This window comes from Microcoleus sp. CAWBG640, assembly GCF_020883015.1.
In the GTDB taxonomy this organism is placed as follows: Bacteria; Cyanobacteriota; Cyanobacteriia; order Cyanobacteriales; family Microcoleaceae; genus Microcoleus; species Microcoleus anatoxicus.
In genome coordinates this window covers 1-14,159 of the sequence record NZ_JAHRFC010000108.1, presented here as the reverse complement: position 1 = coordinate 14,159, position 14,159 = coordinate 1, and the positions used below count along the sequence as shown (strand labels likewise).

Genomic DNA, 14,159 nt, shown 5'->3' with positions numbered 1-14,159 from the left:
CCGATTGAAATAGTCACTTCATTGGATTCCATAATAGAGGATACCTAACTGTATACACTCTATTATGTGTACATTCCGGTAAGTTTGTCTATATATGGGTAGATTTTATCTGACAGTTCCCAACCCCTGAACTATCGATTCCACCATCAGTTAGGGATTAATTTGGTGACGACTCCCAGCCCTAACTCGCGGACGAGTATAGGGTGGGCTTCTCAGCTAATCCTGCGTCTGCATCGGAAACACGCTGAGCTTTATTGACTGTCCGCCCGACAGCCAAGTTCTTAACATTAATCGCGGCATTCACATCCCGATCCAATTCAAGACCGCAGACATGGCAACTATGCCATCTGTCCGCAATCGTTTTAGGGACGCGAGTACCGCAATTAGAACAATTTTGGGTAGTGCCATTTGGATTCACAGCTATAGCCAACTTGCCAGCACTTTCAGCCTTGCAAACTAGAATAGATAGAAATTCACTCCAACCAGCATCTAGGATCGATTTCGCCATCCTAGTCTTAGCCAAACCCTTGACATTTAAATCTTCAAAGCCAATAACATCGTACTTATCGAGTAATTGCTTTGCGGATTTATAATGAAAATCTTTGCGTTGTCTTGCTATTTTTTGATGGTGTTTGGCGAGGTGTTTAACAGCCTTACGTCTGCGGTTACTGCCTTTTTTTTTACGGGAAACAGCCTTATTTCGGATCTTTTTATCTATCTCAGCTTTTCGAGCAAACTGTGGAATTGGCACAGTTTCACCATCACTGGTAATCAAGAAATCCTTAAGTCCCATATCAATACCAACAGCATGATCGAGATTGATATCAGGAATGATTGTTGGCACGGTGACATCTTGCAATGTCAGCACAACATAATAGCCATCAGCATTCTTAACAATCTGAGCATTCTTGATTTTGAATCCATCAGGAATAGGACGATGCAGAATTATCTTGACATCGCCAATCTTAGATAGGGTGATGCGATTTCCTTTGATGCAGTCTTGTGGCATCTGAGTATAAGTAAAACTGTGATATCTGCCACGACCTTTAAATCTTGGCTTGCCAGCCCGCTTACCTGATTTATCAGCACTGACGTATCGGTCAAAAGCTTTTTTCACCCTAGCAATGCAATCTTGAAGCACTTGAGAGTGAATCTGTTTGTAATCAGGAAATAGCTTTTTGGTATTAAGTAAATCTCGCTTTTGCCAATAATAATCAGGTTGCGCCACAATCGGAGCGATACTGCATGAGACAAGAGAGCATGAATTAATAGGACTACGAGTAGACTCAAACCAGTTAAAACGCTCTGACAGTCTATAGTTGTACTGCATACGCAACAAGTTTAGCCACTCATCAATTTGATGAGCTTGGGCTTTGTTGGGGCGTAATTTGTACTTATAAGCTGTTATCATAATATCAGTGTAGCATAAAAGTGATACGGTGACATGAAAGATGATTTTGTTTCTAGTGGGAGATGTATCTCAGACTTGAAAGCCCATCTAGTTTTAACAACAAAATATAGGCGCAAAGTTTTTACTGGTCAGATGATAAATAGGCTGTCTGAAATATTTAATGATTTGTGTGAAAAATGGGGGTGCAAGGTAGTTGAGTTCAACGGTGAAGAAGATCATATCCATCTTCTGTTTCAATATCTACCTCAGATGGAATTGCCAAAATTTGTGGGTAATTTAAAATCTGTTTCCAGCCGCAAGATTAGAGAAGAATTTGCTGATGACGTGAAAAAGCACTACTGGAAAAGTGTTTTATGGAATGAGTCATATTTCATTGCGTCTTGTGGCGGGGTAACAATTTCTGTACTTAAAAAATATATTGAGCAGCAGGATACCCCAGAAGATAGTCCATCTACGGGGCATCGAACCCCAGAAGAGGACGCGCTTACATCCCGTCACTCAACGGAGTACCGTTAGAGTGCGGGGCTTTCGCTTGGGAGCTAAATCGATTAGGTTTCAGGAGGCTGGAGAACGGGATGAGTGGCATCCTCACATCAGCCGCGCTCAGGTTGGGTTGGATAAATGTCTGGAGGTAGCAATACCTTGGGCAGATTTGCAGATTATGCCAGACTGGTCACTGAGGCTGATTGCGGTGTTATCGGAAGGGGAGCGTTACTGTAGCTGTTTGCCGTTCGATGCTTCGATCGCGATCGGAATGCCTTAAATAGTTATTGGTTATTGATTCTTAGTTATGAGTTATTGGTTATTCGTTAGGCCGGAGCTAGCAAATAACTAATCACAAACAACAAATGACAATACATAACTAATAACAAACAACCAAAAAAAATCACCAATAACTTATCACAAACAACCAATGAGCCGGATTTTGGTTTTGCTCGATCGCCACCAACAACCTTTGCCGATACAATGCCTCAACAGCAAACACGAGGTGTTTGCACCCGATCGCCCCATTTTCTCCAACTTTCCTGTCGAAATGGGCAACATCCCTTTTGACTTGTGCATTCTAGACGAGTCAAATTTCGATCGCATCCGCCCACTTGTAGAAACCTTAAAAACAGCATCGGCACCCCTGTTTTTACCGTTTTTGCTGGTTAGCCAAGGCAGAATTTCTGCTGATATAAATTCGCCATTTCTCCTTACCCCAGAACAACTTGAAGGCAGAATCGACGATTTGCTCCTTAGTCCCTTCCCTCCCACAGAACTCCACTTTCGGGTGGAAAATTTGTTAGCCCGTCGCCAGTTGTCCCTAGAACTCCACAGCATTCAGGAAGTAGTTAAAGAACGGACTTTGGCCGAAAATGTGTTGATTGAATCCCTGGAGACAACCAACGAAAATCTGCAAGGGGAAATCTACAAGCGGGTGGAGGTAGAAGCCACTGTGCGATCGAATTCCTATCTGGATTCTCTGATGAATGCGATGCCAGATATTGTCTGTTTCAAAGATGCCCAGGGCCGATGGCAAGAGGCAAATCAAGCAATACTGGAACTGTTCGAGCTTTCGTGCGATGAATATCGGGGACTCAAAGACTCTGAACTAGGAGAACTCAGCACCTTTTATCGGGAAGCTTTGGCAGCCTGTGAAGTTAGCGATCGAGAAGCATGGCATAAAGGTAGTATTTCTAGGGGTGAAGAAGTGATTCCCCGATCGGACGGTACGATTAAAATCTACGACGTCATTAAAATACCCTTATTTTACCCAGACGGCAATCGCAAAAGTCTTGTGATTTTGGGCCGGGATATCACCGAACACAAACAAGCTAGAGATGAACTCGTCCGCTTGGCATCTATAGTTGAGTCCTCTGACGATGCCATCATCGGCAAATCCCCCACCGGGACAATTATGAGCTGGAATGCAGGAGCCGAAAATATTTATGGCTATGCGGCGACAGAAGTCAAGGGCCAGTCGATCGAGATTTTAGCCATACCCTCACGCCCCAACGAAATGTCACAAATTCTGGCAAACATTCGGGCGGGAGCCACCATCGACCATTATGAAACCCTTCATTTACGCAAAGACGGCAAAGAAATAGATGTTTCTCTGACTATTTCTCCGATTAAAGATACTACAGGAGCAGTCACCGGGGTTTCGACTATTGCCAGAGATATCAGCGACAGTAAGCGAGTTGAAAAAGCCCTGGAACAACTCCGCCATCAAAATGAATTGATTCTTTTCTCCGCAGGAGAGGGTATTTGCGGATTGAATAAAGAGGGAAAAGTTACTTTTGTCAATCCGGCCGCGGTGAGAATGGCTGGCTGCGAATCCAAGCAACTGATCGATCGACCGCTTTATCAAAGCATACATCCGAGACAGGAGGACTGCCCACAGGCGATCAACCACAATTCATCTACAGAAATCAATGCGGCCTCTAATTTTCCTACCCCCACCACACCCACTGGGGATCGACTGCTTCCCAATCAAACAAACAGTCAAATTATCGCCACCTTGCAAGACGGAGAGGCGCGCCGCGTCACTAACGAGGTGTTTTGTCGCCGAGATGGCACGAGTTTTCCGGTTGAGTACGTCGTGGCTCCCATGCGAGAACAAGGCAAAATCATCGGGGCTGTGGTGACATTTAAGGATATCACCGATCGCCTTGCTGTCGAACGGATGAAAGATGAATTCATTTCCGTTGTCAGCCACGAATTGCGGACACCCATGACTTCGATTCACGGCGCCCTGGCCCTCCTCAACAGCGGTGTCCTCGACAATGAACCGGAAAAAGCCAAACGGATGCGATCGATTGCCGTGACTAACACAGAACGTTTGGTACGCTTAATCAATGACATCCTCGATTTAGAACGAATGGAGTCTAGTTATCACAAAGCGGTTAAGCAAACTTGCAATGTGGCCGAACTGATGCTTCAGGCTGTGGACGAGATGCAGGGAATGGCTGACCACGCTGGAGTTATACTGTCCGTGGTCCCTGTGAGTGCTCCCTTGCGGGCTGTTCCCGATCGCATAATTCAAACCTTGACTAATTTGCTCAGCAATGCTATTAAATTTTCCTCCGAGGGCGCTACCATTTGGCTGAGCGCCCAATTGCGGCCAAATCACGATTGGGAAAACAAAGCTGGGCTCAAGTCTGTCTCGTATCCTGATTGTGCGATCGGCGATGGGAACTTGCCCATGTCCTCACAGGAAATCCTGATTGCCGTGAAAGACCGAGGTAGGGGAATTCCAGCAGATAAACTGGAAATGATCTTTGAACGCTTCCAACAGGTTGATGCTTCAGATTCTCGACAAAAGGGTGGGACAGGTTTGGGCCTGGCTATTTGTCGCAGTATCGTGCAACAACACGGTGGCAGAATTTGGGTGGACAGCGTTTTGGGGGAGGGTAGCACTTTTTTCTTAAGTTTCCCAGTTTTAACAGATGCAGAAAGTCCCAGGAAGGTAGAAAATAGAAGATAGAAAATTTAGAGTAAAATCTTTATATTTCAGGATAAATACGTAGAATGAGAAATAATGAATTTTTTTAAATTGCACTCCGTACTTTACACAAAATTCATATTTAAGTTCTAGGCTCAGATCAGTTGTTAATTAAAAAAAAATGTTTATTGTGGCAGCAAAACGCATATTGATTATTGATGATGCCGAAGATATTCGGGAAGTGGCTCAAGTCAGTCTAGAAGTCGTCGGGGGCTGGGAAGTGCTGACAGCTAGTTCTGGTATCGAGGGTGTTGCTAAGGCAGTCGCCCAACAGCCTGATGCTATTCTTTTAGACGTGATGATGCCCGACCAAGACGGACCTACTACTTTTTTACAATTGCAAGCCAATAGTGCTACGCAGCACATTCCCGTAATTTTACTGACGGCGAAGGCTTTGGCAGGGGATAGGCGGATGTTTGCGGATTTGGGGGTAGCGAGCGTGATTGCTAAGCCTTTTGAACCGATGTCTTTAGCAAGTCAGGTAGCTCAAGTTTTGGGATGGGATCGCTCCTAGGGCGATCGGGACATTGAGCTTTGTAGCCTCGACAACAAATTATTCCTGCTTAGTTTGAAAAAGAATATAAACTGGCAGGAGTATTTGACTTTTTGTGAATTCTTGTCGTTCTTCATCAGTTCTTCAGGTTTTAGTTTTAAGTTTAAACCATTCGTCAGGGATCACCCCTGAATTTGGACAAACACCTTGGGAGATGACGACTATGCCCTCAGCCTACATTTTACTACTGATAGTTTCTCTAGCCGCCATCTGGGTCTATTGGCAAACCTCTCAAGATATTTTTGTCCTCGTGGCTTTGGCTGGACTCGGCTGTTTTATTTGGGGCTTCTCTTGTGCTCCTTGGCTCGTTCAACTTCTCATCGTCTTGCTACTCTTGGGCCTCCAAAAGCTTTACTTGGGAGACACTAAAAGTTGCGAGTGAAACCAGCTTTTAGTAATGGCATCTGGACTGAGGACGAACTCAGCATTAGTATAGAATCAATTCTCGATCTACTTGTTAAAAAAGGTTTAAAAAATCATGAATAGTTGCCCTTGTTGCTCATCTCAATTACTCAGACACGCTCGCCAAAATCGCATTTACTGGTTTTGTTCGCACTGTTGGGAAGAAATGCCAGATCTTTCAGAGATGATTTTAGGTAACAGACAGCGGACTAGCAAAATCGACAGTTTAGTGAAAGTCTCTGCTTTGATGCCAAAATTGACAGTTTTGGCATCCGTGGAAATTGCTTAGTTGGTTGCGACTTCTCAGGATTAAAAATTAGTAAAATAGTTTTTTTAGTAGTTAAGTAGGCTAATTTGTTTTAATAAAGATTAAAAAGCCTCCTTCCGTATTGGTGAAGGAGGCTTTTAGATGGGGCGATACAGGCCAGAACTAAATATTTAGGTCTGATTACATCAAACCGATTTGAGAAAGAATACCTTGACCCGTCAGATATTCGGTAGCTAGGCCAATAACAAAGCCAAGCATCGCCAAACGACCATTCCAGGTTTCGGCAAACTCAGTAAAGCCCACTTTTGCGTCTTTATTTTCCATGACCAAAAACCTCGTTTAATTTCAACCTTATGTAAACTAATGTAACACAGCAGTTAAAACATTGCAACATATTTTTACAATTTATTTTGAGAACTTACCTCTGGGAGCCAGAAACCGCGTTTTTTAGGAGAATACTTCGTTACAGCCCATAGATTCTGCAAAAAACCCGGTTTCTTTTGCTTTTACCTGGGCGCAAAAACCCGGTTTTTGCGACAATACTTCCTTAAAACCGACAGATTCTGAAAAAACCCGGTTTCTTTAGTTGTGATGCGTAAGTCCTGTCTGAAAAAAAATCAGGTAAATGTACCACTAGCACTTGACGTCCCATACTTAAACGGTTAGCTTAGAGCCATACAGCTCAGATAGACACCCGCATTCAAAAGCAAAAAGTGTCGGTTAAGTCGTCTCAGCGGTAGGATGTGCAGATTTCGGGTAAGCGCCCTAAGCCCCCGTTGATATAGACATTCAAGTTAATGTCGTTTCAACTGGAATCCATAGGTTAGTTGGCACTACATTTGTTTGAATTTCTATATCAACGGGTTTTTACGACGCCTGTCCGAAATCTGCACATCCTATCGCTGAGACGCTAACCAACTAAGTACACACTAAATCAATAGTGTGGCAGTCAAGAGTTTTGTTCCATGGAAAACCTCACTTTTGAGCGAAGCCACAGACAATCTTTCCTTGACTAAATGCGTAATATCAATTCCGGTTGCACCGGAATGATATAGAGGAGACGGCAGTGCCGTGTCCCTACCCCAGATTCATTGTAGGGACACGGCACTGCCGTTTCCTAATTGTGGCTACTGACGCACCTGACTAATTTAACTGGTTCCCAGGCTCTGGCCTGGGAACCGATGTCTAGAGGCTCTGCCTCGTCCTTATCTATCAGGAAAATGGAGGCAGAGCCTCTAGATATGCGTTACCAGGCCAGAGCCTGGTAACGAGTAAAACGAGTAAATTCCAAAGACAAGAATAGTGCAGATAAACAATTGATATTTGACTGCCTTAAACGAGTTGCCATTAAACCTTCTCCTGACATAATTATCATAGTTTCAGGAGATCGGGATTTTGCACCTTTAATCAGTCTGCTGCTGGCTGTTGGCAAAACAATCATCGTTTTTGCACAGCGCTATAGTTCCAGCAAAAAACTGATTAACCTAGTTGGTGATGATCACTTTCATTATATAGACGATCTGCCTAGCTTGTTTGCAGGGAATACTCAGAATAAAGCAGACAGATTATCTGCATAAAGTTGCACAGTCCGCCAGGGAATGAATTCCCACAGCGAGTAGCTAAAGTCGGTTAAAACCGACTGACACATAGTTAAAAAAAATATCATCTTCAGTCCTCTTCAGAGGACTTTAGCTATGAGCCAGGGGTTTTAACCCCTGGCGGACTGTCGGACTAACGAACTAATAGTAGAACACCAAGACATCTGTTAAAATTAACCTAGCCGCAGATAGCCAAAATCCAGTTTATTTGATAAACTAGATTCTCCAAACAAACCGCTATTTGCAGCTCTTTCATGTCCACATAACAATACCAACCATTACCCAACTTCCATGCAATTAACTAACCAAACAACAGCAACACAAATGAGCCTACCCGAATTCCACAATCAAAAACTATTGCGCCAAGCGCTCACCCACCGTTCCTACGTCAACGAAAACCCCACATCCCGCGAAGAAGATAACGAACGCTTAGAATTTCTCGGCGATGCTTTGCTGACTTTTCTCAGTGGCGAATATCTTTATCAGCGTCACCCAGAAATGGGAGAAGACCAACTTACTCGCCGACGTTCAGCCCTAGTAGATGAAAAACAACTAGCCAGATTTGCTAAAGAAATAGATTTAGACTTAAAAATGCGACTCGGAAAAGGAGCCTATCGAGAAGGTGGTATTACTAATCCTAATTTGCTTAGCAGCACCTTTGAAGCATTTATTGGTGCTTACTATCTCGATACACAAGACATGGACAAAGTTCGCAAATTTGTGTGGGAATTGTTTGATTCAGTGCCGGAAAATGTAGTCGAAACGCGATCGAGTATAGACTCAAAAAACCGCTTTCAGGAATGGGTACAAGCCAACGGTGACACCACTCCTCCCAAATACGTGACAATTCAAGCAGGAGGCGCACCTCATGCTCCTGAATTTCTTGCTAAAGTTTATGTCGCAGATAAATCCTATGGAGAAGGTAAAGGTAAAAGTAAAAAAGATGCTGAAAAAAATGCAGCCGAAGATGCACTAGCTAAGCTCAAAAAACGCGGGCTTATCTAAACTTTAAAAAAACGGTAAAAACTCGTATTTTGACTAAAACCACCTTTTTTTTCTTAAAGTTGAAGCTTTTTCAGCTATCCGAATTAAATCGGTCGGCGACATATCCTTGCTCACTGTCATGCGAGAAATACGATAGTTATTTCTCAATCTGCTGACTCTTAACAAATTGTCATCATACAAAAACCCAGTTAAATGATACTTAGGTAAAATGCTTTCCACTTCTCTATCTGATGCACCGTAGGGATAGGCTATGTGAGCACCGACAAGTTTATTTTTGTCTAAATTGCTCATACATTTTCTCAAAATTAACTTAGATTTAGAAATTTCTAATTCTAAATTTTTCCCATTCAGGGTAGTTAAATTTTTGTGGCTGAATCCGTGAGATTGAATATCATAAAAACCCTTTTTGTATCCCTCTCTTAAATCGTTGCAGCTAGTATGAGGTAAAAATTCTCCACCCATATCTACACCCAAAAAGTGTGGATTGACAAACAGCACAAATTTACCCTTTTCTTTATAAATAAATGACAGTTTTTCGATCAGGGGTAGTGCATTTGTATGAACGCCTTTGTAGCCGTCGTCAAAGGTAATCATAATGGGTTTTTGACCTTCATGTTGAGGTGGTATTGGCTTGGATTTTTCAATAAAATATAGATACAAGTCTTGAGATGATAAAAACCAGTAGTTTTGTTCAACTAAGTATTCTAAGAATACTGCAAAATCTTGTTTCGTGTAGTCGGTTGAGAAAGCGTTTCTGTGAGGTGGCAATTCGGCGGGATTTTGAATGTCTACAATATCGTGAAAGCCCAGAATAGGAATTCTGACGAAATAAGATTCTACAGTCCATCCAGAAATGCCGATACTGATTAAAAATATCAGCACTAAATAAATAATTTGGGTTTTGTGTAGCAGTCGAAAAAGAAAATTTAGGGGAATCTTTCCCTGCTTTAGTAATTGTTCTTTATTCATCGTCTCCTCACCAGTCTATTTATTATTCATATTTACCATCAATGCAGCCAAATTCAGTAATATTAAGATAGTTTTTCCCATTTTTTTGTAATTTAGTTAGAGTTTCAAATACAGCCGATCGCACAATGGTATAATCTACTGTGAACCGTCAACTGTCAACTGTCAACTGTCTGCCCGCTCCCGAACCTGAAGGGTAGCCGAAGAGTCAACTGTCAACTGTCTACTGTCAACCATATAATTGATGTCTACTCAAAACCCGACTACCCTCTCCCTGGAAGAAGCACAACAACTTCTTAAAAATTTCACTTGTCTGGATATGCAATCTTTAGCATCGCCACTGCAAAAACAAGAACTCCGTCAAGCTATTTTGCTGGTAGCGAGTTTGTCTGATTATCAAATGCTAGGAGTTTGCGCCTCTTCGACAGATGAAGGCTTTTTGGCTTTAAAAACTTATTTGACAGCTTTGGGATATCAACCTGTTTTAGACCCCAACTCTGTTACTTCATTTACCAGCTCTGTTTATATTAAGTTTAATACTTTGAAAGGTTCCTATTATGTTGACAGCTACACGGGAACTTACCGTGGCGTTTTGGTGTCCTGTCAATCTTCCTCAGAATCAGGAATTAGCGAGACTTACGGTCATTTACCTCTCGATTTATTTTGTTAATTGTAAATTGGAAATGTGGCATTGGGCATGGGAACCAACTAACAAGAGTTAACAGTTAACAGTTAACAGTCAATTGTTAACTGTTAACTGTTAATTGTCAACTCTCAACTGTCAATTCTGGCTGTTCTTCCGGTGCAGATTCTTCCGGCGGTAGTCCCAAAACATCCCTGTACAACTCGACATATTTTCTGGCAGAAATATCCCAGCTAAAGTTTTCTCTCATGCCGCGCTGTTGCAGTTCTTTCCACTTATCTTTATAGCGGAAACCTTCCCAAGTTCGGATCATGCAGGTGAACAAGTCAAGGGGTTCGTAGCGATCGAAACAGTAACCAGTACCTGTATTATCGATCGGGTTATTGTGCGATACCGTATCCACTAAACCGCCGGTACGACGTACCATCGGCACACATCCATAGCGCAGCGCCAGCATTTGACTGATACCACAGGGCTCGAAACGACTCGGCATCAGGAATGTGTCGCAGCCTGCGTAAACGCGACGGGAGAGGGCTTCGTTGTAGAGTAATTGGGTGGACATCCGGCCTGGATAACGGGCTGTCATTTGCCAGAGTTGGGTTTCGTAGTAGCGATCGCCCGTTCCCAGTACAATAAATTGAGCGTCGGTATAGGCCATGAAGCGATCGAGCATTTGGATAATCAAATCCAGCCCCTTCTGTTCCACCAGGCGACTCACCATCCCAATTAAAAACGCATTTTTATTCACTTCCAAACCGACTTCTTCTTGCAGCGCAATTTTGTTGGGATAGCGCTTTTCAATAGTATCAGCACTGAATTGTTGAGGAATGTACTTATCAGTTTCTGGGTTGTAAGATTCAGTATCAATCCCATTCAAAATTCCCGATACTTTCCCACCCAAAAAAGACAACAAACCTTCCAATCCTTCCCCATAACTAGGGGTTTTGATTTGCTCTGCATAAGTCGGTGACACTGTATTTACGCGATTGGCAAACTGTACGGCCGCGGCCATTGTATTATGACCTTGCATATACCAAGGACACCAAGTCATCTGCTCCAAACGCCAGCGCCATGGCCCTTGATAAGCTAAATTGTGAATAGTAAAAACAGTGCTGATATCAGGGTCTTGGTGCATCCAAACAGGTATCATTCCCGTATGCCAATCGTGACAATGGATAATTTGTGGCTTCCAGTAATTCCAAGCAAATTCCGCTGCACCATTAGCAAAGAAAGTAAATTTCCAATCTTCATCGACGCCACCATAAATGCGGCGAGTTGAGAAAGATGGATGTTTAAATAAATATAAAGGAACATCCGTTCCCGGCAAAACAGTTTCAAAGACGGAGAAGCTTTGGAACATGGCATCACCTTTCCAAACAGCTTCTTTGGGCACATCCATTTTGTCCGGGATGAAGCCGTAATAGGGCATGAAGATGCGGACATCGTGACCCATACGTCGCAGGAATTTAGGCAAAGCACCGACGACATCCCCCATACCGCCTACCTTGGCTAGGGGTGCTGCTTCGGCGGATACAAATAAAATTCGCATTATTTTTTTTGCGTTCCTTAAGATAGTTAGTCTAGATTAAGTTTAAATGGGTAGTGGCACAATATTAACATGGAGCCGAAAAACAACTAAGTCAACCCATCTAATTAAACAAAATACTCACAGCCCCGACAACTGCTGCAAAATTGGGACTCCCACAAAAGAGGGTTGGGGGAGCGATCGTGTAAAATATTGTTACAAAATTACTGTAAAGTAAAAATATAAATTTATTTCTTCTACAAATACAACAGCCTCAACTACATGAACACAATATCAACTTACGGCTCTTGGAAATCCCCCATCACCTCCGATTTAATTGTTTCGGGAACTGTAGGACTCGGACAAATTACGATGGACGGCGAGGATATTTACTGGGTGGAAGCAAGACCTTCTGAAGCAGGCAGAAACGTCATCGTGCGACGCACTCCTGACGGGAAAATCAGCGATGTCACACCCCAACCTTTTAATGTTCGCACTCGCGTTCACGAATACGGAGGTGCTTCCTTTGTGGTGGCTAGCGGTGTGGTCTATTTTTCTCATTTTGCCGACGGGTGCATTTATTATCAAAAATTAGATTCTCAGCCCCTAGCTTTAACACCCGTAGTTAATTGTCGGTACGCCGATGGCATTGTTGACAAGCAAAGAAATCGCCTGATTTTCGTTCGCGAAGACCATACACGAGAAAGTGAAGTTGTCAATACTATTGTTAGTATTAATTTAGACAACGGGGAAGATATTCAAATTTTAACCCAGGGTGAAGATTTTTATGCTTCCCCCCGTCTGAGTCCTGACGGTTCTCAGATTTCTTGGATTAGTTGGAATCATCCAAATATGCCTTGGGATGGCACAGAATTATGGATAGCGAAAATTCAACCTGACGGTTATTTGGGGGACAAATACTTAGTTGCAGGTGGCCCAGAAGAGTCGATTTTTCAACCGGAATGGTCGCCGGATGGACTGTTATATTTTGTTTCTGATAAGTCTAATTGGTGGAATCTTTATAGAACCCCCCTCAATCCCCCCTTGGTAAGGGGGGAAGCAGGAATAGAAGATTCCCCCTTGGTAAGGCCGGAAGCAGGAATAGAAGATTCCCCCTTGGTAAGGCCGGAAGCAGGAATAGAAGATTCCCCCTTGGTAAGGCCGGAAGCAGGAATAGAAGATTCCCCCTTGGTAAGGGGGGAAATAAATACAGAACCCCCCTTGGTAAGGGGGGAAATAAATACAGAACCCCCCTTGGTAAGGGGGGCTGGGGGGATCGAACCTCTGTACGAAATGGCTGCGGAATTCGGACTACCTCAGTGGGTGTTTGGGATGTCTACCTATGCTGTTGTTTCCGAACATAAAATTATTTGCACCTACACTCAGCAAGGAAAGTGGTATTTAGCAACTCTCGATTTAGTCACAAAGCAGTTGAGCAAAATTGACACACCTTACAGTGATATTTCTTCACTAAAAGCCCAAGGTGAAAAAGTAGTTTTTCTGGCTGGTTCCCCGACGGAATCCTCAGCGATTTTACAACTAGATTTAGCAACAAGTCAAGTAGAAGTATTGCGCATCGCCAGCAATTTAACCCTTGATGCTGGTTATCTTTCTGTACCGCAGTCCATCGAATTTCCCACGGAAAATGGTTTGACTGCTTTTGGGTTCTTTTATCCACCAAAAAATCAAGATTTTGCAGCGCCAACAGGTGAAAAACCACCTCTGATTGTCAAAAGTCATGGTGGTCCCACGGCGGCTACTTCTAGTAGTATGAATTTAAAAATTCAATACTGGACAAGTCGTGGTTTTGCTGTCTTGGATGTGAATTATGGTGGTAGCACTGGTTATGGTCGAGAATACAGAAACAGGCTACAAGATAGTTGGGGTATTGTGGATGTTGATGACTGCGCTAATGGTGCTAAATATTTAGCCCAAAGGGGTTTAGTTGACAGTGCAAAAATGGCGATCGCCGGTGGTAGCGCTGGAGGCTATACTACTCTGTGCGCTCTCACTTTCCGGGATGTTTTCAAGGCTGGGGCGAGCTATTATGGAGTTAGCGATTTGTCAGCTTTGGCAACGGATACCCACAAGTTTGAATCGCGCTATCTGGATGGATTAATCGGACCTTATCCTGAAAGGAAAGATTTGTATTTAGAACGCTCCCCTATTCATGCCGCGGCTAATTTATCTTGTCCTATCATCTTCTTTCAAGGATTGGAAGATAAAGTGGTTCCTCCCAATCAAGCAGAAATGATGGTAGAAATCTTAAAAGCAAAGGGTTTGCCTGTTGCTTACGTTGCT

Annotated in this window: 13 protein-coding genes and 1 pseudogene; 10 read left to right on the top strand and 4 right to left on the bottom strand. The window is 43.1% G+C overall.

From position 1 onward, the window contains the following. Positions 1-181 precede the first annotated feature (181 nt). The gene (locus tag AAFP11_RS27225) at positions 182-1,411 is read right to left on the bottom strand and encodes a transposase (RefSeq protein WP_340526290.1); all 1,230 of its coding nucleotides are present in this window, start codon (positions 1,409-1,411) and stop codon (positions 182-184) included. A 33-nt stretch (positions 1,412-1,444) separates the two neighbouring features. Here AAFP11_RS27225 and tnpA point away from each other — a divergent pair, with 33 nt between their 5' ends. The 6 genes from tnpA (at position 1,445) to AAFP11_RS27195 (ending at position 6,142) form a co-directional block, all read left to right on the top strand. Further along, entirely contained in the window at positions 1,445-1,927 is a 483-nt protein-coding gene (gene tnpA / locus AAFP11_RS27220) for an IS200/IS605 family transposase (RefSeq protein ID WP_340526292.1), read from the top strand. A gap of 1 nt (position 1,928) precedes the next feature. Further along, positions 1,929-2,174: a hypothetical protein gene (locus AAFP11_RS27215; protein ID WP_341739837.1), complete on the top strand. Its 246-nt coding sequence runs from the start codon at positions 1,929-1,931 to the stop codon at positions 2,172-2,174. A 150-nt stretch (positions 2,175-2,324) separates the two neighbouring features. Next, entirely contained in the window at positions 2,325-4,880 is a 2,556-nt protein-coding gene (locus AAFP11_RS27210; RefSeq protein ID WP_341739836.1) for a PAS domain S-box protein, read from the top strand. Between the two features lie 139 nt (positions 4,881-5,019). Continuing rightward, on the top strand, positions 5,020-5,412 hold the full coding sequence (locus AAFP11_RS27205; protein ID WP_341739835.1) for a response regulator: 393 nt from the start codon (positions 5,020-5,022) through the stop codon (positions 5,410-5,412). A gap of 202 nt (positions 5,413-5,614) precedes the next feature. Beyond that, complete coding sequence (locus tag AAFP11_RS27200; RefSeq protein ID WP_341739834.1) at positions 5,615-5,833, top strand: hypothetical protein; 219 nt, start codon at positions 5,615-5,617, stop codon at positions 5,831-5,833. A 186-nt stretch (positions 5,834-6,019) separates the two neighbouring features. Then, complete coding sequence (locus AAFP11_RS27195) at positions 6,020-6,142, top strand: hypothetical protein (protein WP_341739833.1); 123 nt, start codon at positions 6,020-6,022, stop codon at positions 6,140-6,142. Between the two features lie 159 nt (positions 6,143-6,301). Here the strand turns inward: AAFP11_RS27195 and AAFP11_RS27190 are convergent, their stop codons facing one another. After that, positions 6,302-6,445 carry a chlorophyll a/b-binding protein gene (locus tag AAFP11_RS27190; protein WP_332960203.1) on the bottom strand — a complete coding sequence of 48 codons (144 nt, stop codon included), beginning with the start codon at positions 6,443-6,445 and terminating at the stop codon, positions 6,302-6,304. Between the two features lie 968 nt (positions 6,446-7,413). Here AAFP11_RS27190 and AAFP11_RS27185 point away from each other — a divergent pair. Both AAFP11_RS27185 and rnc read left to right on the top strand, forming a co-directional pair. Beyond that, a pseudogene (locus tag AAFP11_RS27185) lies at positions 7,414-7,698 on the top strand (NYN domain-containing protein); the annotation flags it as partial. A 345-nt stretch (positions 7,699-8,043) separates the two neighbouring features. Further along, positions 8,044-8,724 (top strand): ribonuclease III, encoded by a 681-nt coding sequence (gene rnc, locus AAFP11_RS27180; protein WP_341739832.1) that lies wholly within the window; start codon positions 8,044-8,046, stop codon positions 8,722-8,724. Between the two features lie 33 nt (positions 8,725-8,757). On the opposite strand, the gene AAFP11_RS27175 is transcribed toward rnc, so the two are convergent. Next, the gene (locus AAFP11_RS27175; RefSeq protein ID WP_341739831.1) at positions 8,758-9,693 is read right to left on the bottom strand and encodes a polysaccharide deacetylase family protein; all 936 of its coding nucleotides are present in this window, start codon (positions 9,691-9,693) and stop codon (positions 8,758-8,760) included. A gap of 241 nt (positions 9,694-9,934) precedes the next feature. Between AAFP11_RS27175 and AAFP11_RS27170 the strand changes: the two genes are divergently transcribed. After that, positions 9,935-10,360, top strand: a complete 426-nt coding sequence (locus AAFP11_RS27170) for a DUF1824 family protein (RefSeq protein ID WP_341739830.1) — start codon at positions 9,935-9,937, stop codon at positions 10,358-10,360. A 97-nt stretch (positions 10,361-10,457) separates the two neighbouring features. Here the strand turns inward: AAFP11_RS27170 and glgA are convergent, their stop codons facing one another. Further along, positions 10,458-11,882 (bottom strand): glycogen synthase GlgA, encoded by a 1,425-nt coding sequence (gene glgA, locus AAFP11_RS27165; RefSeq protein ID WP_341739829.1) that lies wholly within the window; start codon positions 11,880-11,882, stop codon positions 10,458-10,460. Positions 11,883-12,140: 258 nt separating this feature from the next. Between glgA and AAFP11_RS27160 the strand changes: the two genes are divergently transcribed. Then, positions 12,141-14,159: prolyl oligopeptidase family serine peptidase (locus tag AAFP11_RS27160; protein ID WP_341739828.1), on the top strand; the 2,019-nt coding region annotated here is incomplete at its 3' end.

What these genes read in the sequence shown, in the direction of transcription:
- AAFP11_RS27205 (WP_341739835.1), top strand. Translation starts at nt 5,020, where the DNA reads ATGTTTATTGTGGCAGCAAAACGCATATTGATTATTGATGATGCCGAA.
- AAFP11_RS27190 (WP_332960203.1), bottom strand. Translation starts at nt 6,445, where the DNA reads ATGGAAAATAAAGACGCAAAAGTGGGCTTTACTGAGTTTGCCGAAACC.
- AAFP11_RS27170 (WP_341739830.1), top strand. Translation starts at nt 9,935, where the DNA reads ATGTCTACTCAAAACCCGACTACCCTCTCCCTGGAAGAAGCACAACAA.
- AAFP11_RS27175 (WP_341739831.1), bottom strand. Translation starts at nt 9,693, where the DNA reads ATGAATAAAGAACAATTACTAAAGCAGGGAAAGATTCCCCTAAATTTT.
- AAFP11_RS27225 (WP_340526290.1), bottom strand. Translation starts at nt 1,411, where the DNA reads ATGATAACAGCTTATAAGTACAAATTACGCCCCAACAAAGCCCAAGCT.
- AAFP11_RS27210 (WP_341739836.1), top strand. Translation starts at nt 2,325, where the DNA reads ATGAGCCGGATTTTGGTTTTGCTCGATCGCCACCAACAACCTTTGCCG.
- rnc (WP_341739832.1), top strand. Translation starts at nt 8,044, where the DNA reads ATGAGCCTACCCGAATTCCACAATCAAAAACTATTGCGCCAAGCGCTC.
- AAFP11_RS27195 (WP_341739833.1), top strand. Translation starts at nt 6,020, where the DNA reads ATGCCAGATCTTTCAGAGATGATTTTAGGTAACAGACAGCGGACTAGC.
- AAFP11_RS27200 (WP_341739834.1), top strand. Translation starts at nt 5,615, where the DNA reads ATGCCCTCAGCCTACATTTTACTACTGATAGTTTCTCTAGCCGCCATC.
- glgA (WP_341739829.1), bottom strand. Translation starts at nt 11,882, where the DNA reads ATGCGAATTTTATTTGTATCCGCCGAAGCAGCACCCCTAGCCAAGGTA.
- tnpA (WP_340526292.1), top strand. Translation starts at nt 1,445, where the DNA reads ATGAAAGATGATTTTGTTTCTAGTGGGAGATGTATCTCAGACTTGAAA.